The sequence below is a fragment of the Methylobacterium sp. J-048 genome, from assembly GCF_022829515.1.
Classification (GTDB): Bacteria; Pseudomonadota; Alphaproteobacteria; order Rhizobiales; family Beijerinckiaceae; genus Methylobacterium.
Map to the genome: position 1 here is coordinate 21,749 of NZ_JAKSYL010000256.1, position 23,306 is coordinate 45,054.

Sequence of the window (23,306 nt, forward strand, 5' to 3'; positions counted from 1 at the left end):
GTGCTCATTTGGTGTTGGGCTCGGCCATCTCGCCGGCTTCGTCGTCCAGGAGCGGAACGTCGTAGTCGCGCAGCACTTTGTCGATATCCGCCTTGCGCTTGCGCAGCACCGTGTTGAGCGAGCGCTTCCAGTCGTTCTCGCCCAGCCGCACGCCCATGGCGATCCGGTAGGCCATCGGCGGGCGCGCGGGCTCCTTCAGCAGCGGCACGACCGTCATGGGCGTGCCCGACTGCTTCGCGAGCCAGCCGGCGGCCGGTCCCCAGAGCACGGCGGCGTCGATCTCCTTGGCGGCGAGCGCTCCGATGATCTCGGCGCCGACCGTCTGGTACTTGCGCGACGGATCAAGCTGATAGGGTGCGTAGGCCTTCATGGTCGAGACGAGGCCGAGATCGCCCATCCGGTTCACCGGCGGCGTGCCGGCGATCACCCCGATGGCTTTGCCCTTCAACCGCGGATCGTCGAGGGCGGTTACGCCGTCGAACTCACCGGTGCGGATGACCAGCACGTAGGACGAGCGATAGTAGGGATTCGTGGTCTGGACGAGGTCGCCGCCGAAGGCCTGACCCATGATCAGGTCACACAGGCCGGTGCCGAGCGTGTTGCGCACGAAGCCCGGACCCTGGGTCAGCCAGTAATATCGGGTCTTGATCTTCAGCTCGTCGGCGATGATCGCCGCGATCTTGTTCTCGAAGCCGTCATCCTTGCGTTCGGAGAACGGCATGTTGCCGGGATCGCCGCAGACCCGCAGGACATCGGTGGTCACCGTGTCCGGCAGGTGCTGCGCGGCAGCCCCCTGCGCCACCGTCATGGACAGGGCGCAGAGGGCGAAAGTCCGGAGCAAGGGCGCCATCAGCTGCCCATGCACTCCTTCTCGGCCTTCTTGGCGGCCTCGGGCTTGTCCTCATGTTCGGAGGGACGGACGCGGCCGACCGCGCCCGAGGCTCGCGCCTTGAGGTAGGTGTAGAGGTCGTCCGAATAGCACATGACGTTCTTGTTATCGCCGAAGGCCGGCATGACCTTCTGCTCGGACGCGCTCACATCCTGCTTGCCGCCGACCAGGATACCGATGAACTCCTCGTACGAGAGGGTTTTCAGCGAGTCCTTCAGGGCCGGCGCATAGGTCGAGCCCATGCCGTCGGGGCCGTGGCAGACGTGGCACTCGGCATGATAGCGGCGGTAGCCCGAGTAGGTGTACCAGTCGAGCTTCTTGCCATCTTCGGTGACGTGGAACGTCGGATGCCCATCGGCATCGACATACTTGCCGTCCTCGGCCTTGACGGCGGCGTTCTTCTTGAGCAGCGCGGGGTCCTGCTCGGCGGTCTTGTCGTTCGCGTTGAGCGAATTGGCGAGCGCCGGATCGGCAGGCTTGGCATCCTCAGCATGTACGGCAACCGCGGACACGGTCGCTAGGGCGAGGGCGGCCAGAAACGGCCGCGTGACGATGTTGCTGAGGTTATGCAACGCGTTAGTCTCCCTGGAGCGAGGCCCTTCGTCTCGCGTCGAGCCGCAGCCTCTTACGACAAATTCTAATCACAAGGATGCCGGCGCGGAAACCCGCGCCGGCACCATTTTGACACCGAGACCCTGCGGCCGATTAGTTCGGCAGAGCGAAGACGGTCAGCTGACCGCCGAGGTTGGTGTACTGCGACAGGGCCGCGTAGCCGCCCACCGCGCCGAGGCCGGCGTTCGGGTCGGTCAGGCCGGCCGCGAGGCCGATGCCGGCCCAGCCGCCGACGCCCGACAGGACGCCCACGTACTGCTTGCCCTTGAGCTGGTAGGTCATCACGTTGCCGATGATGCCCGACGGCGTCTTGAACTTGAACAGCTCCTTGCCGGTCTTGTCGTCGACGGCCTTCAGGTAACCTTCGAGCGTTCCGTAGAACACCACGTCACCGGCGGTGGCGAGAGCACCGGACCACACCGAGAACTGCTCGGCGTTGGACCACTTGATCTTACCGTTGACGCCGTCCCAGGCGATGAAGTTACCCATGCCGCCATGCGAGTTCGGGGCCGGGTACATCGAGAGGGTCGCACCGACGTAGGGCTGGCCCGGGGTGTAGGTCACCCGGAACGGCTCGTAGTCCATGCAGACGTGGTTGGTGGGCACATAGAACAGGTTGGTCTTCGGCGAGAAGGCCGCAGGCTGCTGATCCTTGGTGCCGAGAGCCGCCGGGCAGATACCCTTGGAGTTGGTATCCTCGCCGTTCTGCTCGGTCGAGTACTTCGACACGACCAGCGGCCGGCCGTAGGTCTTCGAGCCCTTGTCCATGTCGACCTTGGTCGCCCAGTTGACGGCCGGGTCGAACTTCTCGGCGACCAGGAGGGCACCGGTCTCGCGGTTCAGCGTGTAGCCGAAGCCGTTACGGTCGAAGTGGGTCAGGAGCGGCTGCTCCTTGCCGTCAACCTTCTGATCCGTGAGGATCATCTCGTTGATGCCGTCGTAGTCCCACTCGTCGTGCGGGGTCATCTGGTAGACCCACTTGGCGACGCCGGTATCCGGGTTACGCGCCCAGACGGTCATCGACCAACGGTTGTCGCCCGGACGCTGCTTGGGGTTCCAGGTCGAGGGGTTGCCCGAGCCGTAATACATCAGGTCGAGCTTGGGGTCGTACGAGAACCAGCCCCAGGTGCAGCCGCCGCCGGTCTTCCACTGATCGCCTTCCCAGGTCTTCAGCGAAGAATCCTTGCCGACCGGCTTGCCGAGATAGGTGGTCTTCTCGGGGTCGATCAGCATCTGATCGTCCGGGCCCTCGGAGTAGCCGCGCCACACCTTCTTGCCGGTCTTCAGGTCGTAGGCGGTGACGTGGCACTGCACGCCGAACTCGCCGCCCGAGATGCCGACGATGACCTTGTCCTTCACGGGCAGAACCGTGGCGGTGTTGGTCTCGCCCTTCTTCGGGTCGCCGTTGACCACCGACCAGTTCACCTTGCCGGTCTTGGCGTCGAGCGACACGAGGGTGGTGTCGGCCTGGTGCAGCAGGATGGTGCCGTCGGCATAGGCGAGGCCGCGGTTGACCGTGTCACAGCACATCACCGGGATCACGGACGGATCCTGCTTCGGCTCGTACTTCCAGACGATCTTGGCCTCGTGGTCGAGGTCGAGGGCGTACACGATGTTCGGGAACGGCGTGTGCACGTACATCATGTTGCCGATCACGAGCGGCGAGCCCTCGTGGCCGCGCAGCACGCCGGTCGAGAAGGTCCAGGCGACCTGGAGGTTCTTCACGTTCGACGCGTTGATCTGGTCGAGCTTGGAATAGCGCGTATTGCCGTAGTCGACCGTCTGAAGCGCTTGTTCCGCCGGGTTGGCGATGCTCTTCAGGACGCTTTCGTTGGCCAGCGCCGGCGCGGCGACGGCCGCGACACCTGCGCCGAGCGCGAGGAGATGTACCGCTCTCATGGGTTCCTCCGACAAGTCTTAAGAGTCGTACAGACGCGCTGAGAGAATGGCGTCGCTCGGACCCCGACCTGACTGTTTGCGACAGGGATGGACGCTTCGGTAGCGGGCGTAGCGGACTTGAGGAGACCAAAAGATCCCCTCGCCAGGAGCCGCCATCCCTGAGGCGGCCCCCTCGAAACCGAAGCTTGAATGGACCTTAAGAGATTTTTGAGCGCCGTCAACTCGCTGTTCTCCGGCTTTGACGGCACGGTGAAAGCTTCTTTTCGCATGACAATGCCCAGTAGAATGTCATTGCTCCGCGAAAGGAAATGTTGCGCTGCACAAGCGTCGCCGGAGGTGTTTCCCCTATGCTCACGCGGCCGTGAGGGTTCTCCATGCAAGACTTGCACGTCGCGCCCGAATGGCAGGATCCACTATGCTCGTGCTGCGTGGGGGCACCTCGCCTCTGCGCGTATCCGCCGCCGCCTCGGCCGTCTTCGTGATTGCGGTGCGGGATGGCCGTGGAGGTTCAAACCGGGTGTATTCGGTGGTCGAGGACTGTGCGCCTTCTCGCCGCATGGGTTGTGAGCAATCCATGTTGGACGATCTTTGGCGGTATCTCGCGACGCTGTGATTGCTGAATCGTCGCGGCGTTGCAGGGTCGGCAGGGCGATCCCTGGTCGGGCCGGCGACTCGGTGCTTGGATGCGACGGCCCGCGATGGTGGGGCAGTTCGCAAATATATTCTCGCCCCACCGGCGTTCTGCGGCGGGTCCTGACGGATCGCGTCGATGCCTGAGCGTTGGGCGCTTGCGATGACGATGCGGCCCCGATGATCCGGCCTGAAGCCGCAAGAAGCGTCAGGCGTTCAGAGCGGGCCGATATCGCCCGTGCTCTCGAATTCGGCGGCGTCACCGACCAGGTCGGTCAGGGAAATATCGATGCGGCGGCCGGTCTTGAGGCGAAGCTGCGCATCCGGCTCCATCCAGATCGGCCGCAGACCGGCATGGCTCCCATGGAGATCACCGTAAGCGAAGAGTCCACCCTGCCTGCGCTCGACGACGACGCGGTAGCGAACCCGCACGCCATCGCACCCCTCGGCTGTGACGAGGCCCCGTCCGGTCAGCGTCGTCAAAATCTCGTTCGGCTCGAACATACGCGGGGGGGCGATGGCAGGATTAAATGGCAAGCTCTATTGCCACTTAATCCTGGCGTTCCGGCCTGTCACGCCCTGGTGACCGTACGGTCGCGCAAACCCGACACGGCATCGGCGAGACCGGGTTCGCGATGTTGCCGAGGAAGGCTACGCATCTGCCGAAAACCGCGGCCTGCGCTACGCCGTGCGGATCGAGGAGCGCAGCTTCCGAGAGATCAACGGGAGGATCGGCGAGATCGCCGGCGTGAAGGTCTCGTCCCGGACCCGCTCTCAGCAGCGCTGACAATCCGCCGGACGGGACGTGGGTTTCTGCTTGCGCGAAAACCTGCCCTGCGCCCTGCCGATGACGCAGGATAATGTCAGCGTTTCGGCTCTGAGCTGAACGGAGGCCTTCGTAGCGCTGAACGACACGGATTAAGGTGCTCGCGCCGCCTTCGATCGCATCCGCTCCTTCGTCGGGCTAGAAATGCCGATCGGCGATCACTCGACGGTCGAGATCGGTTCCCTGAACCAGATGGCCAGGACGCCGGCCAGCGGCGTCGCGGTCGATCACATCCTCTCGCTGAACCTGCTCGTGCGGAGCTCGATCGCTCTCCACGAAAGGGGTCCCGGTTCACCGAGCCACATGACCCGATCGCACCAGCCTCTAACCGTCTACGCCTGCTTGATCCGCAACTTTCGTCGGATCCAGTTCCCGGACGACGATGCGCCCGCTCTCCACCGAGAGCGCCAGGCGGCCCTGCTTGAGGGCCAGCGCCTTGTCGCCGAACAGGCTTCGGCGCCAGCCCTGCAGGGCCGGGACCTCGGCCGCGTCGTCGTCGGCAATGGCCTCCAGGTCATCGACGGTGGCGATGATCTTCGGCGCGACGGCCTCGGCTTCACACACGGCCTTCAACAGCACCTTCAACAGTTCGACGATCGCACCGTTGCCGCCGCTCCGGCGCATCCGCTCTGGGATCCGGATATCGCCGGTATCCCGGGTCAGACCACGCTCCACGGCGGCCAGGATGTCGGCGCCCGTGCGCGAACGCTCGAACCCGGCGGGGATCGTGCGGAGCCGGCCCAAAGCCTCCGCGTTGCGCGGCGCCGCGGAGGCGATATCGATCACCGCCTCGTCCTTGAGCACCCGCCCGCGGGGAACGTTGCGGCTCTGGGCCTCGCTCTCGCGCCAAGCCGCCACTTCCATTAGAACAGCGATCTCGCGAGGCTTGCGCATCCGCCCGGAGAGCCGTCGCCAGGCATGGGCCGGGTCCGCCCGGTAGGTTTCCGGGGAGGTGAGAACCGCCATCTCCTCGTCGAGCCACGCACCGCGATCCGTGCGTAGCAATTCGGCGACGAGAACCTCGTAGACCGTGACCAGATGCGTCACGTCCGACAGCGCGTAAACGAGCTGAGCGTCAGACAGCGGACGGCGGGACCAGTCGGTGAAGCGCGAGGACTTGTCGATCTTGGCCTTGGCCACGTCGTTGACGAGCTGTTCGTAGGAGACGGAATCGCCGTAGCCGCAGACCATGGCGGCGACCTGCGTATCGAAGAACGGCTGCGGCAGGATCCCGCCCATCAGCCAGATGATCTCGAGATCCTGGCGGGCCGAGTGGAACACCTTCACGGTCCGCTCGTCCGCCATCAGGTCGATGAACGGCTGCAGGTCGATCCCGGTCGCCAGGGGATCGACCAAGACACCGGTCCCATCCGGCGCCGCGATCTGGATCAGGCACAGTTTCGGGTAATACGTCGTCTCGCGCATGAACTCCGTGTCGACGGTCACGAAGGGTTGCTCGGCGAGACGGGCGCAAACGTCGTGCAGCGCGGCGGTGGTGGTGATCAGGTCCATGAATCCGGCTATACGCAACCGGCGCCGTCATGGGGAGCCACACGCGCGAAGGTCCCCATGTTTCACAAGGTCGACGTCACAGCGGGGGCTACGCAGGGTCGGCAATCGTCGCGCGCCGGCGCGCACCGGTCTGTCGGCGGATCCGCATCGCGTCGGCGCGGCGTTGGCCCTCGGCGCGCCTGAGCAACTGGTCGAGGATGCCGGTCTCGATGCGTTCGCCCGTGGCCCCATCGGTGAGGCGGCGGATCCGGTCGACCCGGAAGCCGCGATAGCCGCCCCGGCGCGCATCGATCCCGCCCAACAGCGTCCGCCCCGGTCCGAGCTTCAGCTCGCGGGCCGACAGCGACCGGTTGCTCCAGGCGCCGGTGGCGTCCTCGTAGACGAGGTCGAAACGGCCATCGAGGGGCAGCGTCCGCCAAGGGCCGGGCGGGCTTTCGACGGGCCGGGCGGGGCGGCCCTTCGAAACGGAAAAAGCGTTGTGGCTCATGGACATCATATGGGGATTGCCCGGTCCCGCCGGTAGGTCCGCGGCCCGATCCGGCATCGGATTCCAGCCGTCCGTGCTTGACTTGGGGGGCCTCGCGTGAATGGTGCCGGCCTTCCCAGAGAAGAAGCCCGTCATGCACCGTTACCGTTCCCACACCTGCGGGGCGCTCCGCCCGTCCGATGTCGGACAGACCGTCCGGCTCTCCGGCTGGTGCCACCGCATCCGCGACCATGGCGGCGTGCTGTTCATCGACCTGCGGGACCATTACGGGCTGACGCAATGCGTGGTCGATTCCGATTCGCCGGCCTTCAAGGCGACCGAGGTCGCGCGCTCGGAATGGGTCGTCCGCATCGACGGTCGCGTCCGGACCCGTCCGGCGGGCACCGAGAATGCCGAGCTGCCGACCGGGGCGGTCGAGGTCTATATCGATGACCTCGAGGTGCTGGGCCCGGCCGGCGAATTGCCGCTGCCAGTCTTCGGCGACCTGGAATATCCGGAGGAGACGCGGCTGCGCTACCGCTTCCTCGACCTGCGCCGGGACAAGCTCCACGCCAACATCATGAAGCGCGGGGCGATCATCGACGCGTTGCGCCGCCGGATGCGCGACGGCGGTTTCTTTGAGTTTCAGACCCCGATCCTGACCGCGTCTTCGCCCGAGGGCGCACGCGACTACCTCGTGCCGTCCCGGGTCCATCCCGGTAAGTTCTACGCGCTCCCGCAGGCGCCGCAGCAATTCAAGCAGCTGACGATGATCGCGGGCTTCGACCGCTACTTCCAGATCGCCCCCTGCTTCCGCGACGAGGACGCCCGGGCCGACCGCTCGCCGGGCGAATTCTACCAGCTCGATATCGAGATGAGCTTCGTCACTCAGGAGGACGTGTTCCAGGCGGTGGAGCCGGTCCTGCGCGGGGTGTTCGAGGAGTTCGCCGAGGGCAAGCGCGTCACCAAGGATTTCCCGCGCATCACCTATGCGGATTCGATGCTGAAATACGGCGTCGACAAGCCGGACCTGCGCAATCCCCTGATCATCGCTGACGTCACCGAGGAGTTCGCTCGGGACGACGTGGCGTTCAAGGCGTTCAAGGGCGTCATCAGTGCCGGTGGCGTGGTCCGGGCGATCCCGGCGACGGGTGCCGCCGCGCAGCCGCGCTCGTTCTTCGACAAGCTCAACGACTGGGCCCGCTCCGAGGGCGCGCCCGGGCTGGGCTACGTCGTGTTCGAGGAAGACGGCGGCCAGCTCACCGGCAAGGGGCCGATCGCCAAGTTCATCCCGGCCGAAGTCCAGGCGCTGATCGCGCAGAAGACCGGTGCGAAGGCCGGCGACGCGGTGTTCTTCTCGGCCGGCACCGAGGCCAAGGCGGCGGCGCTCGCCGGCAAGGCCCGCATTCGCATCGGCGACGAGCTGGGCCTGTGCGACAAGGACCAGTACGCGTTCTGCTGGATCACCGACTTCCCGATGTACGAGTGGAGCGAGGAGGAGAAGCGGATCGACTTCTCGCACAACCCGTTCTCGATGCCGAACATCGACCGCGAGGACTTCTTGGCCCTCGACCTCGATGCCCTGGCCACGGAAGGCCAGGACGGCGAAGTCACAAAACGAATCCTGGGCATCAAGGCGTTCCAGTACGACATCGTCTGCAACGGCATCGAGCTGTCGTCGGGTGCGATCCGGAACCATCGCCCCGACGTGATGGAGAAGGCGTTCGCCATCGCGGGCTACGGCCACGACGTGCTGGAGCAGAAGTTCGGCGGCATGCTGAATGCCCTGCGCATGGGCGCCCCGCCGCACGGCGGCATCGCCCCGGGAGTCGACCGCATCGTCATGCTCCTGTGCAACGAGCCCAATATCCGCGAGGTGGTGCTGTTCCCGATGAACCAGCGCGCCGAGGATCTGATGATGGGCGCCCCCTCCGAGGCGACGCCCAAGCAGCTGCGCGAGCTGCACATCCGCCTGAACCTGCCGGAGAAGAAGGCGTAAGGCCCGCGCGGGCCGACCCACGATGGTCGGCCTCGTCGCAATCGTCGTCGCCCATGACAGCGCCGAGGTGCTGCCGGCCGGCCTCGCGGCCTTGGCTGGCCAGCACGTGCCGACGATCGTCGTCGACAACGCAAGCCGCGACGCCTCCGTGGCGGTCGCCGAGGCCTCCGGAGCGCGGGTGATCCGCAACGCCCGCAACGAGGGCTATGGCCGCGCCAACAACATCGGCGTGGCGGCAGCCGAGACGGCGGAGCGGGTCCTGATCGTCAATCCGGACGTGGTCTTGCACCCGGGGGCCGTCGATGCCCTGCTGGCAGCCTCCCAAAAATGGCCGGATGCGGGCCTGCTGGCGCCGCGCTTGGTCGAGCCGGACGGGCGGTTCTTCTACCAAGCGCGCTCGCTGCTGGCGCCGTATCTCACCAATCCCGGCGGCCGCCTGTCGCTGCCCGAGGGCGACGCCTGCGCGCCGTTCCTGTCCGGGGCCTGCCTGATGGTCGAGCGCGCCCTGTTCCTGGATCTCGGCGGCTTCGACCCAAACATCTTCCTGTTCTACGAGGATGACGACCTATGTCGGCGGGTCGCCGATGCCGGGCGCGCCCTGGTCCATGTCCACGCTGCCGAGGCGCTGCACGGCCGCGGCCGCTCGTCGGCGTCGGAGCCGGGCCGGGTTTTCCGGTCGCGCTGGCACCAGGCCTGGTCGCGAGCCTATGTCAGCCGGAAATACGGCCTGCCGGACCCGAGCCTGTCGCACCTCATGACCAACCTGCCGAAGGCCGCACTCTCGGCCCTGGTCCTGCGCAGATCCGGGATGGAGCGCTATGGCGGCTCGACTTCCGGCGCCCTCGCCTTCCTGCGCGGTCAGGACGCCCTGGCGCAGGAGGGGCTGCGTTGATGGCCGGACCCACCATCGCTACCGCCCTCGGAGAAGGCCGCAACGGGTTCACCGGGCTGCGCCTCGCCCTGGCCCTGGCGGTCGTCGTCTCGCACGCCTTCAGCGTCGCCACCGGTGCCGCAGGCGACGAGCCCTTGGCGCGGCTCACCGGCTTCACGCTGGGCGAGCACGCGGTGAACGGCTTCTTCGCGGTCTCGGGCTTCCTGGTCACCATGAGCTGCGACCGGCGGGGCATCCTTGACTACGCCCTCGCCCGGGCACTGCGGATCGTGCCGGGCTTCGTCGCCGCGACCCTTCTCGTCTCTCTGGTCCTCGGACCCGCGATGACCCGCCTGACGCTGGCCGAGTATCTGCGCGATCCCGGCCTCTGGTCGTTCGTGCGCGGCACCCTGACGACGTTCAAGAGCAACGCCGCCCTGCCCGGCGTCTTCGAAGCCAATCCGTACCGGGCACCGCTTGGCACCATCTGGACCCTGAAATACGAGGTTTTGTGCTACCTCGGGGTTCTGGTCGCCGCCATGTGCGGCCTCCTCCGGCGGCGGATTCCGGTGCTCCTGATCGTTGCGGGGCTCTCGGTTGCCCTGACGGCCGCCATGCTTCTGCGAGGCCCGGAGCTGCCCAAGGGGCTGGAGACGGCGTTGCGGCTGCCACTGATCTTTTCGGCCGGGGCCTGCCTGTATCTCTGGCGTGACCGCCTGCGGGTGTCGGGATCTGCCCTCGCCTGCCTGATTGTGGCCGCCGTCATCCTCGCCAAAACGCCGACCTACCCGGCCCTGCTGTTCCTGGCCGAAGCCTATGGGGCCGTGTGGCTCGCGCTCGGGCCGATGGCCCGCAGCCTGTTCGATCCCAAGGCCGACCTGTCCTACGGGATCTACCTCTACGGCTGGCCGATCCAGCAGAGCCTGCACGCCCTCTGGCCCGACCCGTCCGGCCTCGCCCTGCTCGCCCCCGCCCTCGCGCTGACCCTGCCGGTGGCGGCCCTGTCCTGGTACGGCATCGAGCGGCCGGCCCTGGCGCTGAAGGCGCGGGCGCTCGGCCGACGCAGCCTCGGCACGATCGAGCCTGCGGGACCGTGAGAGGGGATGAAACTGCGTCTGTCACACTGGACAGGAACATGTGGGCGGGGATTGCTGAAACTCCTCTTGGCGAAGTGTCCCCGTTAGATTGAATAACAATAGCAAATCGCTAAATATGGAATTTGGCTTTCTTGCGAAAAGCTATTGCCGACGCGTTAGCTAAGCGCTATGTGAAACCATGCGGCAGATAGCATATAGCAAAGCTGCGATCCGCGCGTTGATGCGGATGCCTGTCAATACGTCGGCATTGATCCGAGGCAAGATCGAGCAATACGCGCGCGATCCGGCCTCGCTGGCGAACAACGTGACTGCGCTCAAGGGTGAGCCGGGAGTTTTGCGGCTCAGGGTCGGCGACTGGCGGGTCGTATTCACGGAAGCCGGCGACGTGATCGCTATCATCCGCATCGCGCCTCGCGGAGGTGTTTATGACTGAACGCAATGCTCGGCGCTATGAACAGCATCAGGATCCTGCTGCCGTGGATGTACAGACAATCGTCACGCCGGCCGGCGAGCGGCTGGTCGTACTGGCGGAATCCGCGTTCGCAACGCTTCTAGAAGCAGCGGAGGACGGGGCTGATCGCGCAGCCGTCGCTGAATTCCGACGCTGTTTCGCGTCGGGCGAGGAAGAGCTCGTGCCGGCCGCCGTGGTCGAGCGCCTGCTGTCGGATGAGAACCGTGTCCGCGTGTGGCGCGAGCACCGCGGCCTCAAGGTCGGCGCCCTTGCCGAGAAGGCCGGGCTCGCACCGGCCTACCTGTCGCAGATCGAGACCGGGAAGCGTGAGGGGACAGTCGAGACCTACCGAAAGATCGCCGATGCGCTCGGTCTTGGCCTGGATGACATTCTCGGATGACGCGACAGCACGCGCGGTCGGCTCCGGACCGCGCGTCTTCGTCTTCTAAGGATCCCGGTTTTACGGTGGTCGACGGGATGCTGTCAGAGAGGCGTCCCGCGTTATGACGTGTTCGCCATGGCCACCACGTTGCCCATGATGACAATCCTCGCACCAAAGGCCGCTCTGGCTCTGGCCGCACGGCTTCTGGAAGCCGAAGGCTTCACCGTCGTCGCCCGGAACGACCGCGGCGACAGCTTTTACCTCACGCTATCGGAAAGCCCCTGGCACCTGCGCCTGTCGAACCATGCGCGGACCGCCAAGCAGCGCGCCCGGCGCACCGACATCCTCACGAGCCTCGTGATCGATGCGCCCCGCTCCCCCGATCAGGTCCGGATTCTGGTCGAAGGCGCGTTGAAGAACTACGGTGCGGCGCTGGCGCTGCGGGAGGCTCAGGCCTCGGTTTCCGGCTCGCGGAAATAGGGCTCGACGGTCCCCTTCAGCTTCACCGTCATCGGGTTGCCGGCCCGGTCGAGGGTCTTGCCGGCCGAGAGGCGGACCCAGCCCTCGCTGACGCAATATTCCTCGACGTTGGTCTTATCGACGCCCTTGAACCGCACGCCGACGCCGCGCTCCAGCATGGCCTCGTCGTAGAACGGGCTGTTCGGGTTCGCGGCCAGGCGGTCGGGAGGCGTATCGGTCATCGTCCGGATCTCGGGTCGGTTTCGTGTGCGGCCCCGCGCGCAAGTTGCCGCGCGTCTTGCGGGGAGAAGGGCTCGCCGGTACGGGAATCCGCGTCGGCGCGCAACGCCGCGAGCAGGTCTGCGATCCGCCCGCTCTGCAGCAGCGGCACCAGCCGCGTCACCGCATCGTGCGGCAGGTCCCACCAGGCGGTCTCCACCAGCGCGTCCACGGTGGCGTCGTCGAAGCGGCGGCGCACCACCCGGGCCGGGTTGCCAGCGACCACCGCGTAGGCCGGCACGTCGCGGGTCACCACCGCCCGGGCCGCGACCACGGCGCCGTGCCCGACCGTGACGCCGGACAGAATCATGCAGCCTGATCCGAGCCAGACATCGTGCCCGATCACCACGTCGCCTCGGGAGGCGTGGTAATCCGACGGCGCACCAGCGCCGGGGAACAACCCGCGCATCGCCGCGAACGGGTAGGTCGAGACCCAATCCAACCTGTGGTCGCCGCCCAGCAAGATCTCGACCTTGTCGGCGATGGAACAATAGCGGCCGATCGTCAGGCGACGGCCGCTCTCGGGGAAGCGGACCTTTGGACGCCCGTACGAGTACGCGCCTATGGAGAAGCCGTGCGTGCGCGCCAGCGCGGCGAGATGGATCCGCGTCTCGTTGTGCGGGTTGCGCCCCCCAAGCAGCCGGTGCAACAGACCGGTCACGATGGGATCCGGCGCGGTGTGCCACCGCGTCGTCTCCGGGAAAGCGGGCGAGCTGGAAGGTGAGCGATGGCCGATAACATGTCCGAGGACCTCAAGGCCGGGGCGCTCGTCTACCACCGCCTGCCGCAGCCCGGAAAGCTGGAGATCCAGGCGACCAAGCCGCTCGGCAACCAGCGTGACCTGGCGCTCGCCTACACGCCGGGCGTCGGCGTCGCCTGCATGGCGATCCACGACGATCCGCAGCAGGCCGCCGAACTGACGATCCGCCAGAACCTGGTGGCGGTGCTCACCAACGGCACCGCAGTGCTGGGGCTGGGCAATATCGGCCCGCTCGCCTCCAAGCCCGTGATGGAGGGCAAGGCGGTCCTGTTCAAGAAATTCGCCGGGATCGACGTGTTCGACATTGAGGTCGACCAGAACGACGTGTCCAAGCTCGTCGACGTGGTCTGCGCCCTCGAGCCGACCTTCGGCGGCATCAACCTCGAGGACATCAAAGCCCCCGAGTGCTTCGAGGTCGAGGAGCAGTGCCGGGCGCGGATGAACATCCCGGTCTTCCACGACGACCAGCACGGCACCGCGATCATCGTGGCCGCCGCCGTGCTCAACGCCCTCGAACTCGCCGGCAAGACCCTCTCGGACGTCCGGATCGTCACCTCCGGGGCCGGCGCGGCGGCGCTCGCCTGCCTCAACCTGCTGGTGTCGCTGGGCGCGACCCGGGAGAACATCACGCTGACCGACATCAAGGGCGTGGTCTACAAGGGCCGCCCGGAGCTGATGGACCGCTGGAAGGACATCTACGCCAAGGAGACCGAGGCGCGCACGCTGGCCGAGGTGATCCCGGGGGCGGACGTGTTCATCGGCCTCTCGGCCGGCGGGGTGCTGAAGCCCGAGCTCCTGGAGAAGATGGCCGAAAAGCCGCTGATCATGGCTCTGGCCAACCCCTACCCGGAGATCATGCCGGATCTCGCGCAGGCCAAGCGCCCCGACGCGATGATCTGCACCGGCCGCTCGGATTTCCCGAACCAGGTCAACAACGTCCTGTGCTTCCCCTACATCTTCCGCGGCGCGCTCGATGTCGGCGCGACCAGCATCAACGAGGAGATGAAGCTCGCCGCCGTGAAGGCGATCGCGGCGTTGGCGCGCGAGACCCCGTCCGACGTGGTCGCCCGGGCCTATGACGGCGAGGCCCGGCCGTTCGGCCCGGAATCGCTGATCCCGAGCCCGTTCGACCCCCGCCTGATCGTGCGCATCGCCCCGGCGGTCGCCAGGGCCGCGATGGAGTCCGGCGTGGCCGGCCGGCCGCTCAAGGATTTCGACGCCTATGTCGAGAGCCTCGACCGGTTCGTGCACCGGTCCGGCCTGATCATGAAGCCGCTGTTCTCCAAGGCGAAGGCCGCGCCCAAGCGCGTGATCTACGCCGAGGGCGAGGACGAGCGGGTGCTGCGCGCCGTCCAGGCGATCGTGGAGGACAAGGTCGCGTTCCCGATCCTGGTCGGCCGGCCGCGGGTGGTCGAGTCACGGCTCAAGCGCTTCGGCCTCTCGATTCAGGAGGGCCGGGACTTCGAGCTGATCGACCCCGAGGACGATCCCCGCTACCGCGCCTACGTCCAGACCTACCTGGACGTCGCCGGCCGGCGCGGCATCACCCCGGATGCCGCTCGCACGCTGGTGCGCACCAACAACACCGTGATCGGCGCCATCGCGGTCCGGCGCGGCGAGGCCGACGCGCTGATCTGCGGCCTGGAGGGCCGGTTCGAGACCCGGCTGCGGATCATCCGCGACGTGATCGGGCTCGCCCCCGGCATCACGCAATGCGCCGCCATGAGCCTGATCGTGACCAGCGAGGGCGCCTACTTCCTGGCCGACACCCATGTCCGCCAGAACCCCACGGCGGAAGAGATCGCCGAGGTCGCCCAGGCCTGCGCCGGCCATGTCAGCCGCTTCGGCCTGACGCCCAAGATCGCGCTGCTCAGCCACTCGGATTTCGGCCAGTCGGATTCGCCCTCGGCGATGAAGATGCGGGAGGCGTTGGCGCTTCTCCAGGCCCGCGAGCCGGACCTGATGGTCGACGGCGAGATGCAGGCGGATTCGGCGCTGTCCGAGCTGGTCCGCGACCGGGTGCTGCCGGGCTCGCGCCTCAAGGGCGCGGCCAACGTGCTGATCTTCCCGAACCTCGACGCGGCCAACATCGCGTTCCAGTTCGCCAAGGTGCTGGCGGATGCGCTGCCCGTGGGTCCGCTGCTGATCGGCCCGGCCAAGCCGGCCCACATCCTGACGCCCTCGGTCACCGCCCGCGGCATCGTCAACGTCACGGCCGCCGCGGTGGTCGAGGCGCAATCCGAGCCGGCGCCCCTGCCCCGCGGCGAGGTCGGTGTCGGCATGATCTCGGAGTGAGGTAATCGCGCCGATCCCGGCGGCTTTCGCCGCCGGGATCGATTGGGGCGATCGTCTCAGGCCGCCCTGACGGTGTCGAGGAAGCGCGCCACCTCCGTGGTGAGGTGCTCGGACTGGCGCGACAGGTCCGTGGCTGCGCCGAGCACTTGGTTCGCGGCCTTGCCGGTCTCTTCCGCGGCGCTGGCCACGCCGGTAATATTGCTGGTCACCTCGCTGGTGCCCGCAGCCGCCTGCCCGACATTGCGGACGATCTCCTGAGTGGCGGCGCCCTGCTGCTCTACCGCTGCGGCGATGCTCGTGGCCACGCCGTTGATCTCTTGGATGCGGGCGGTGATCGAGCCTATCGCCGTCACCGCCTGACCGGTGGAGGCCTGGACCCGGGCGATCTGACCGGAGATTTCCTCCGTCGCCTTGGCGGTCTGCTCGGCGAGCGCCTTCACCTCGGAGGCTACAACCGCGAAGCCACGCCCGGCCTCGCCGGCGCGGGCGGCCTCGATGGTCGCGTTCAACGCCAGCAAATTGGTCTGGCCGGCGATGGAAGAAATCAACCCGACCACGTCGCCGATCCGCGCCACGGCGCTGCTCAGCTCCTGAACCAGAGCGCCGGTCTGACCGGCCTCGGCGACGGCGCCCTGCGCGAGCTTGGCGGATCCATCGACCTGCCGGCCGATTTCCTGGACCGAGGAGCCGAGCTCTTCGGAGGCGGCGGCCACGGTGTTGACGTTGCTGGCGGCCTCTTCGGCGGCTGCGGCCACCGTGGTCGACTGGCTCGCGGTCTGGGTCGCTGTGGCGGTCAGGGTCTGGGCGGTGGCCTGCAATTCGGTTGCGGATGACGAGACTTGGCCGATGATGCCGCCGACCGCCTGCTCGAAGGCCTCGGCCATCTGCTGCATCCCCGCCTTGCGCTGCGCTTCGGCGGTGAGGCGCGCCTGCGTCGCCTCCGCTTCGAGCTGCCGGTTGCGGATCAGGTTGTCCTTGAACACCTGCACGGCCGCCGTCATGGGGCCGAACTCGTTCCGGTACAGCCCGACCGGCACCGCGACGGACGCGTCGCCCGCCGCCAGATCCCGCATGGTCGCCGCGATCGTGCGGATCGGCCGCAGCACCCCGGCGAAGATGACGACCAGGCCGAGGCCGACCAGCAGGACGACCGCCGCCAACGCGGCACCGTTGCGGATCAGGATGCCGCGCGCCTCATCGGCCAAGACTTCGGCGCGCGCGATCATCTCGTCCATGGCGGCGTAGGCGAGGTCCACGATCGCCGGCTGGGCGACCGTGTTCTGTTGCCGGAACGCCTGGAACGTGACCGTCGACGGCTGCCCCTGGCTGAGCGCGTCGAACACGGACTTCGAGATCGTCGCGGAGGCCCCTTCGAAATTCACGGCGTTGGCTTTCCGGAAGGCGGCCCGGACCGTGTCCGAGACGTCGGAAGCAGCCTCGGTGGTGGTGGCCCAGGCGGTCTGCAGCCGGGCGCGCTCCTCGGCTGCGGCCACGGTCTCGGGCAGGGTCCAGGAGGTTCCGGCCGCCAGCGAGGTCTGGACCCGCAGGGCGACGTTCCCGATCGCGACCCGCGCCACCCAGGCCGCACGCTTGAGGACGAGGTAGCGCTGGACAGCGGCATCCGAACGGGGGATGGCGCCGTCGACGGCGTCGGTCGTGGCGGTCAGCGCGTCCAGCAGGTCCTGGAAGGTGGCGAGCATGGCGGGCAGGAGCGTCGCGTCGCGCTGCGCCTTCGGGAGTCGCAGGGCCGCGTCGATGCGAGGGCGCAGGGCGTTCACGGCCTCGTGCGCCGCGATCAGCCGGGCGGTCGTCGCCGTGACCGCCGGGACCGCCTGCTGGTTCAAGAGAGCCTGCACCCTGTCGAAGCTCTCGATCATCGCCTGCCGATTGGCCGAGATCGCCGACAGCGTGTCCGGTCCGGCCGGCTCTTGGCCACCCAGTGCGAGGGACGAGCCGCGCTCGATCCGCAGCGGCAGGATGGTCTTGAGCAGGCGCCGGCTCGTATGCGCCAGGGTGACGGCCCGGTCGGCTTGTTCGGCCTGCTCCCGCGCGTTCAGGAGCGCGGTCGCCGTATAGCTCAGCAACATCAGCGCCATCACGCCAATCACCAAGCACAGAAGCGTCTTTATCGAGAACCGGCCGAGCCAGCGCATGATCAAACTCCGATGGCCACGTACGGCCTCTAGGTGGTTTGATATCTGAACCCAGATCGGGATGCACTGGCCGAGGTTGAAACGAATGCGATACTATCCAGAAGCTTACATAATTCGTAATTGTATTATTGGTTTAACCTATAGTTGCCAGTTAGTCGGCATAAAAGTTTTAAAGTTCCGCCGACCGCGGTATCTCCCGAGAAGAGAATTTTAAGCATGGCTGCATGTCCGGGAGCCTGCAAGCAGGCGATATCGCCGTATTGAGGGCCGGCCGTTCGTCGTGGCCGGCCTCACGCAGTCGGCACGGACGTGGTGTGAAAGACCGCGCCGCCTTTTCGCCGGCATCCGCCCGGGTGGACGAACCGGCGGTTCGGACAAGCGCGGGGATGCGACCGACCCACGCCGGAACGCGCGCCGGGTCCAGATTCGGTGTCGTAGACGACGGAAGCGGTGCGCTTCGCCCGTCGGGCCCGGCCGCCAAAAATCAGTCGGCGCCGCCGCACATCTCGATTCGTCCGTCCAGCCCGACCACGCGGCCGAGGCCGCGGACCCGGTTCAGCAGCCGGTCGCTGGCGAGGGCGGCCCAATCCTGCGGCATCCGCAGGGTCACGCGGCCATCCTCGACCACGAGGGGGGCGCGGGTGAGCGCCCCGTCCATGCCAGCTGAGATCGGAAATGCCACGCGCAGCAGCGCGCCGAGGAGGCGCGCCCGCTCGAACAGGCGCGGCCCGGCGACGGTCCGGAGGATCGGGTTGGCCTTTTCGGGAGCCAGGCCGCTATGGCGCAGCGACACCGACAGGGCGAGATAGGCCCGTCCGGGATGGTCGACCCCCACGAAGGCGGCGTTCTGGATCGCCGCGATGCTCTGCTCGTCGCGGTAATCGGGGTGCGCCCGCCAGCCGACATCCGAGAGCAGGCAGCCAGCATGGCGCAGGCGGCGCTCGTCGGCCGTCTCGGGTCCGTCCAGGGTTGTGACGAACCGGTCCGTCCAGGCGATCAACTCCTCCCCGTGGCGGGGCGAGCGGGCGCGCAGGGCGTTGAACTCCGCCGCCGATGCGAGGAGCGGATCGGTCAGGCGGGTGTCGCGGTCGAGCTGCTCGAACAGCAGCCCCTCCCGCACCCCCGAGGCCGAGATCGCGATCTCCCGTGGGCGGCCGACCCGGATGATCTCTTCGAGGACCACCGCGCCGTAGGCCAGGAGCGGACGGCGCGCCTCCGAGATCGTATCCACATCCTGAAGCAGGCCAACCTCCGTCTGCTCGACGATCTGGAGGAAGCTCATCTCGTCGGTGGGCTCGACCGAATAGCCGTGCATCACGTGGACGGGATAGCCACGGGCGGCCTGGTGCAGCCGCGCCAGGGCGCGCCAGGTGCCGCCGACCGCGTAGAAGGTCCGGCCGCGCAAGGTCTCGAGCTGCGGCTCGGCCTTGCGCATGTGCTCGCGCACGATCTTGGCGGCCTTCTTGATCGACCCGCCGGAGAGGTCCTGCAGGGCCAGCCCACCGAGCGGCATGGTCACGCCCTGCCCGACCACGGTGCCGCGCACGTCCACCAGTTCGAGGGATCCGCCGCCCATGTCGCCGACGACGCCGTTGGGCGCGTGGAAGCCCGAGATCACGCCCATGGCGGACAGCTCCGCCTCGCGCCGACCGGACAGGAGCTGGATTTCCTGGCCGCAGGCGGCTTCCGCGGCGCGCAGGAAGTCCGGGCCGTTCTCGGCATCCCGGGCCGCCGCGGTCGCCAGCACGAACACCCGGCCGACGCGCATCGTGTCGCACAGCACCCGGAAGCGGCCCAGGGCGGTGAGCGCGCGCGCGACCGCGTCCTCGTTGAGCCGGCCGGTGGTCAGGACGTTGCGACCCAGGCCGCACAGCACCTTCTCGTTGTAGAGCGGCGTCGGCGCGCGGCTCAGGCCGTCATAGGCGACGAGCCGGACCGAGTTCGAGCCGATATCGATGATCGCCACCGGCGGATGCAGGTCGCGCGAGGGCCGGTCCGCGGAATGCGCGAGGGTGAGGTTGGCGCGAGGGCTGCCCAAACGTCCGAGTCCTTGATGGAGCGCGGCCGGCCGGACCGGCAGGCCGCGCGTGCAATCCGGAGCCGAAACCGAACTCGGCTCCAAGTCGATGATGCGATGCGCTCGCGGCCGAACTGAAACCCTTGGCGGCGACGAATGCTCTAAGCCAAATCGGGCCGGCAGGGCAACGTTTCGTCCGCCCGGCTTTCCGGCCGGGCGCAAAGTCCTCACGCAGAACTGCACAACACGTTTGCGAAACCTGTCGAACTTGCCGCGCATCTGACGACGCACTTAGCCACGCTGTGCCCGGCGGCTCAGAGCACGCGGGCTCGACTTCTTCGACGCCTTGCCGCGGCCGGAAAGACTCGGGTTCGTCATGAAGTACTTGTGCGCGTTGAACGGCTCCTCCCCATCGGCGGGTTGGATCCGCTCGCAGCCGCCGGAGGCGAGCAGCCGCCAACTCTGGCGGTTGTCCAGGAGATTGGCCAGCATGATCTGGTCGAGGACCTGCTGGTGAACTGTCGGGTTGGTGATCGGCAGCATGGCCTCGACCCGGCGGTCGAGGTTGCGGCTCATGAGGTCGGCCGACGAGATGTAGATCGTGGCCTTCGGATGCGGCAGCCCGACGCCGTTGCCGAAGGCGTAGATCCGCCCGTGCTCGAGGAACCGCCCGACGATCGACTTGACCCGGATCGTCTCCGACAGGCCCGGGATGCCCGGCCGCAGGCAGCAGATGCCGCGCACGACACAATCGATCTGCACGCCCGCGGAGGACGCATCGTACAGCGCGTCGATGATCTGCGCGTCGACCAGGGAGTTGCACTTGATCCAGATCGCCGCCGGCCGGCCGGCCTTGGCGTGGGCGACCTCGGCCTCGATGTTCTCCAGCAGGCGGTTCTTCAGGGTCAGCGGCGAGACCGACATCCGCTCCAGCTCCGCAGGCTCGGCATAGCCGGTGATGAAGTTGAAGATCCGCGAGACGTCCCGGGCGATCGCCGGGTCGGCCGTGAAGAACGACAGGTCCGTGTAAACCCGGGCCGTGATCGGGTGGTAGTTGCCGGTGCCGACATGGCAGTAGGTGACGAGCTTGTCGCCCTCGCGCCGGACCACCAGCGACAGCTTGGCGTGGGTCTTCAGCTCGACGAAGCCGAACACCACCTGCGCGCCCGCCTTCTCCAGGTTGCGCGCCCAGCGGATATTGGCCTCCTCGTCGAACCGCGCCTTCAGTTCGACCAGGGCGGTGACCGACTTTCCGAGCTCGGCGGCCTCCGCCAGCGCCGCGACGATCGGCGAGTTCGACGAGGTGCGGTAGAGCGTCTGCTTGATCGCCACCACGTTCGGGTCCCGGGCCGCCTGGGCCAGGAACTGCACCACCGAATCGAAGGATTCATAGGGGTGGTGGACGATGAAATCCTTCTGCCGGATCGCCGCGAACACGTCGCCGCCGCTCTCGCGGATGCGCTCGGGGAAGCGCGGGTTGTACGGCTTGAACTTCAGGTCCGGCCGGTCGATCCCGACGATCTGGGACAGCTCGTTCAGGGCGAGCATGCCCTCGATCATGAAGATCGCGTCGGCGGAGATTTCCAACTCGTCCGCGACGAAGCTGCGCAGATCCTCCGACATTCCGGCTTCGACTTCGAGGCGGATCACGACGCCCCGGCGGCGCTGCTTCAGTGCGGTCTCGAAATGCAGGACGAGGTCCTCGGCCTCCTCCTCGATCTCGAGATCGGAATCGCGCACCACCCGGAACGCGCCGCTGCTCTTGACCAGATAGCCGGGGAACAGCCGCCCGGTGAACATGCCGATCACCTGCTCGATCGGGATCAGCCGCACGGACGCCGCGCTGTCGCTGCTCGGCAGGCGCACGAACCGGTCGATGACGCCGGGCACGCGGATCAGGGCCCGCAGGACCCGCCCGTCGCGCGGCCGCACCAGCATCAGCGCGATGGTGGTCCCGAGATTGGGGATGAACGGGAACGGGTGGGCCGGATCGATCGCCAGCGGCGTCAGGACCGGGGAAACGTGGTTGAGGAAGTATTCCTCCAGCCACGCGGCCTGCTCGGTGGTGAGGGCGGCGGGCTCGACGATCTCGATCTCGGAGGCCTGAAGCTCCACGCGCAGCTCGCGCCAGCGGGTCTGCTGGTCGGCGGCGAGCCGCGTCACCTCGATGCCGATCCGGTTCAGCTGCTCGGACGGCGTCAGCCCGTCCTGGGACGGGAGCGTCAGCCCGGCCCGGACCTGGTCGATCAGGCCGGCGACGCGGACCATGAAGAACTCGTCGAGATTATTCGCCGAGATCGACAGGAAGCGCAGGCGCTCCAGCAGCGGATGGTTCGGGTTGGAGGCTTCCTCCAGCACCCGGCGGTTGAACTGGAGCCAGGACAGCTCGCGGTTCACGAACCGCTCGGGGGAATGGCGCAGCGAGCGCCCGGCCTCGACCACGGGCTCGCGGGCGGCACCCGCCGGCTGCTCTGCCGGCGCGGTCGGCACGGCGGGCCACTCGTCGGCGGTGTCGACCGGCGCCGCGACGGCACTGGGGGCAGCGGCGGTTGCGCTCGCTGTTGTCGCGCTCGGCGCGGTTGCGCTGGCGGCGATCGGGCTCTTGACGACCGGGCTCTTGGCAGTCCCGCTATCGGCGATCGCGTTCTTAGCGGCCGTGGTCCGGGCTCGCGCGCTCGGAGCAGGCACGCTCTTCGCCGCCGTGCCCGGGGTCTCGTTCGGAACGGCAACGCTCTTGGCAGCCGTGGCCCTGGCCGGCGCGCGCCTGACGGCGGCGCGGCGCGGCGCCGGATCGGTCGCGTCGGGCCGACGGGGCTCCGCGGCCTCGTCGGCGGCGTCGCGGTCCATGGGCTTCTGCGTCGATTCCATTCCGATACCTGTCCCTGCCGATCGCGGCGCGTCTAGCATTCTACACCCGTAGCTTTCACGACGCTTTCGTGACGGCCACCGGTTTGCGATTTTATGCGTCCGCGTCGGCCTCGTCGTCGAAGCCCATGCGTCGTAGCACGGCCAGCGCCAGCGGTCGGCTGATCCGCCGTCCGCGCCCGAGGGCGTCCCGGTCCAGCTCGGCGACCAGATCGCGGGCCCGGCCGAGGGACCGGTCGATCCGCAGGGCCAGCGCCTCGATCACGCTGAGATCGACCACCAATTGCCGGTCCACGAACAGCTTGACCAGGACGGCGCGCAACAGCGCATCGTCCGGTGCGTCGATGGCGATGCTGGGCGCGAGGCGAAGCCGCGAGCGCAGATCGGGCGTCGCCAGCCCCAGCGCGTCGATCCCGGCCGCGCTGGTCAGCAGGACCGGACAGGCCAGCTCGCGGGCGCGGTTGAGCAGGTGGAACAGGGCGGCCTCGTCCCGGCCCGCGTCCCGGTCGATATCCTCGACGACCAGAGCCCCGTTCGACACGAGGTGCTGGACCGCGTCCGCCCCCACCTCGGCGGTCGACACCCTCCAGGCATGGGCGCGCTCGGCCCAGATCGCCGCGAGGTGGCTCTTGCCGCTGCCCGAGGGGCCGGTCAGCACCAGCACGCTGTCGGGCCAGTCCGGCCAGGCCTCGACCAGCGCGTAGGCCGCCTCGTTCGCCGGGCCGACCAGAAAATCCTCGCGGCCGTAGCGGGGATCGAGCGGCAGGTCGAAGGCCAGCTGCCGGGGTGGTGCGTTCTCGCGCATGGGTTGCTCGGTTGGGGCGCTCAGGATGAAGGCGCACCG

Annotated in this window: 19 protein-coding genes; 7 read left to right on the forward strand and 12 right to left on the reverse strand. The window is 67.7% G+C overall.

Annotation, left to right across the window (positions count from 1 at the left end; genetic code table 11):
* Window positions 1–4: 4 nt before the first annotated feature.
* From MKL09_RS26055 to MKL09_RS26080, 6 genes are all read right to left on the reverse strand, one after another.
* Complete coding sequence (locus MKL09_RS26055; RefSeq protein WP_244024915.1) at window positions 5–850, reverse strand: substrate-binding domain-containing protein; 846 nt, start codon at window positions 848–850, stop codon at window positions 5–7.
* Entirely contained in the window at window positions 850–1,461 is a 612-nt protein-coding gene (locus tag MKL09_RS26060; protein ID WP_279606133.1) for a c-type cytochrome, methanol metabolism-related, read from the reverse strand. The genes MKL09_RS26055 and MKL09_RS26060 overlap by 1 nt, the downstream gene beginning before the upstream one ends.
* A gap of 133 nt (window positions 1,462–1,594) precedes the next feature.
* Window positions 1,595–3,400 carry a lanthanide-dependent methanol dehydrogenase XoxF1 gene (gene xoxF1, locus MKL09_RS26065; protein ID WP_244024916.1) on the reverse strand — a complete coding sequence of 602 codons (1,806 nt, stop codon included), beginning with the start codon at window positions 3,398–3,400 and terminating at the stop codon, window positions 1,595–1,597.
* Window positions 3,401–4,246: 846 nt separating this feature from the next.
* Window positions 4,247–4,534, reverse strand: a complete 288-nt coding sequence (locus tag MKL09_RS26070; RefSeq protein WP_244024917.1) for a hypothetical protein — start codon at window positions 4,532–4,534, stop codon at window positions 4,247–4,249.
* Window positions 4,535–5,180: 646 nt separating this feature from the next.
* On the reverse strand, window positions 5,181–6,368 hold the full coding sequence (rnd, locus tag MKL09_RS26075) for a ribonuclease D (RefSeq protein WP_244024918.1): 1,188 nt from the start codon (window positions 6,366–6,368) through the stop codon (window positions 5,181–5,183).
* A gap of 88 nt (window positions 6,369–6,456) precedes the next feature.
* Window positions 6,457–6,990: a hypothetical protein gene (locus tag MKL09_RS26080; RefSeq protein ID WP_409566990.1), complete on the reverse strand. Its 534-nt coding sequence runs from the start codon at window positions 6,988–6,990 to the stop codon at window positions 6,457–6,459.
* Between MKL09_RS26080 and aspS the strand changes: the two genes are divergently transcribed.
* From aspS to MKL09_RS26110, 6 genes are all read left to right on the forward strand, one after another.
* Window positions 6,989–8,833, forward strand: a complete 1,845-nt coding sequence (aspS, locus tag MKL09_RS26085; RefSeq protein WP_244024919.1) for an aspartate--tRNA ligase — start codon at window positions 6,989–6,991, stop codon at window positions 8,831–8,833. The genes MKL09_RS26080 and aspS overlap by 2 nt on opposite strands.
* A 22-nt stretch (window positions 8,834–8,855) precedes the next feature.
* On the forward strand, window positions 8,856–9,725 hold the full coding sequence (locus MKL09_RS26090) for a glycosyltransferase family 2 protein (RefSeq protein WP_244024920.1): 870 nt from the start codon (window positions 8,856–8,858) through the stop codon (window positions 9,723–9,725).
* Window positions 9,725–10,801, forward strand: a complete 1,077-nt coding sequence (locus MKL09_RS26095; protein ID WP_244024921.1) for an acyltransferase family protein — start codon at window positions 9,725–9,727, stop codon at window positions 10,799–10,801. The genes MKL09_RS26090 and MKL09_RS26095 overlap by 1 nt, the downstream gene beginning before the upstream one ends.
* Window positions 10,802–10,979: 178 nt before the next feature.
* Window positions 10,980–11,234, forward strand: coding sequence for a type II toxin-antitoxin system RelE family toxin (locus MKL09_RS26100; RefSeq protein WP_244024922.1), 255 nt, complete (start codon window positions 10,980–10,982; stop codon window positions 11,232–11,234).
* Window positions 11,227–11,652 carry a helix-turn-helix domain-containing protein gene (locus MKL09_RS26105; RefSeq protein WP_244024923.1) on the forward strand — a complete coding sequence of 142 codons (426 nt, stop codon included), beginning with the start codon at window positions 11,227–11,229 and terminating at the stop codon, window positions 11,650–11,652. Before MKL09_RS26100 ends, MKL09_RS26105 begins: the two co-directional genes overlap by 8 nt.
* 138 nt (window positions 11,653–11,790) lie before the next feature.
* Window positions 11,791–12,114, forward strand: coding sequence for a hypothetical protein (locus MKL09_RS26110; protein ID WP_244024976.1), 324 nt, complete (start codon window positions 11,791–11,793; stop codon window positions 12,112–12,114).
* On the opposite strand, the gene MKL09_RS26115 is transcribed toward MKL09_RS26110, so the two are convergent.
* Window positions 12,084–12,335 (reverse strand): DUF3297 family protein, encoded by a 252-nt coding sequence (locus MKL09_RS26115; RefSeq protein WP_244024924.1) that lies wholly within the window; start codon window positions 12,333–12,335, stop codon window positions 12,084–12,086. The genes MKL09_RS26110 and MKL09_RS26115 overlap by 31 nt on opposite strands.
* Window positions 12,332–13,021, reverse strand: a complete 690-nt coding sequence (locus MKL09_RS26120) for a CatB-related O-acetyltransferase (RefSeq protein ID WP_244024977.1) — start codon at window positions 13,019–13,021, stop codon at window positions 12,332–12,334. Before MKL09_RS26120 ends, MKL09_RS26115 begins: the two co-directional genes overlap by 4 nt.
* A 78-nt stretch (window positions 13,022–13,099) precedes the next feature.
* Between MKL09_RS26120 and MKL09_RS26125 the strand changes: the two genes are divergently transcribed.
* Window positions 13,100–15,427, forward strand: coding sequence for an NADP-dependent malic enzyme (locus MKL09_RS26125; protein WP_279606134.1), 2,328 nt, complete (start codon window positions 13,100–13,102; stop codon window positions 15,425–15,427).
* 56 nt (window positions 15,428–15,483) lie between these two features.
* On the opposite strand, the gene MKL09_RS26130 is transcribed toward MKL09_RS26125, so the two are convergent.
* The 4 genes from MKL09_RS26130 to MKL09_RS26145 all read right to left on the reverse strand — a co-directional run bounded on the left by MKL09_RS26130 (window position 15,484) and on the right by MKL09_RS26145 (window position 23,267).
* Complete coding sequence (locus MKL09_RS26130; RefSeq protein ID WP_244024925.1) at window positions 15,484–17,580, reverse strand: methyl-accepting chemotaxis protein; 2,097 nt, start codon at window positions 17,578–17,580, stop codon at window positions 15,484–15,486.
* Window positions 17,581–18,064: 484 nt separating this feature from the next.
* Window positions 18,065–19,618 carry an exopolyphosphatase gene (gene ppx, locus MKL09_RS26135; RefSeq protein WP_244024926.1) on the reverse strand — a complete coding sequence of 518 codons (1,554 nt, stop codon included), beginning with the start codon at window positions 19,616–19,618 and terminating at the stop codon, window positions 18,065–18,067.
* A gap of 270 nt (window positions 19,619–19,888) precedes the next feature.
* The gene (locus tag MKL09_RS26140; protein WP_244024927.1) at window positions 19,889–22,465 is read right to left on the reverse strand and encodes an RNA degradosome polyphosphate kinase; all 2,577 of its coding nucleotides are present in this window, start codon (window positions 22,463–22,465) and stop codon (window positions 19,889–19,891) included.
* A gap of 91 nt (window positions 22,466–22,556) precedes the next feature.
* Window positions 22,557–23,267 carry a hypothetical protein gene (locus MKL09_RS26145; protein ID WP_244024928.1) on the reverse strand — a complete coding sequence of 237 codons (711 nt, stop codon included), beginning with the start codon at window positions 23,265–23,267 and terminating at the stop codon, window positions 22,557–22,559.
* Window positions 23,268–23,306: the final 39 nt, after the last annotated feature.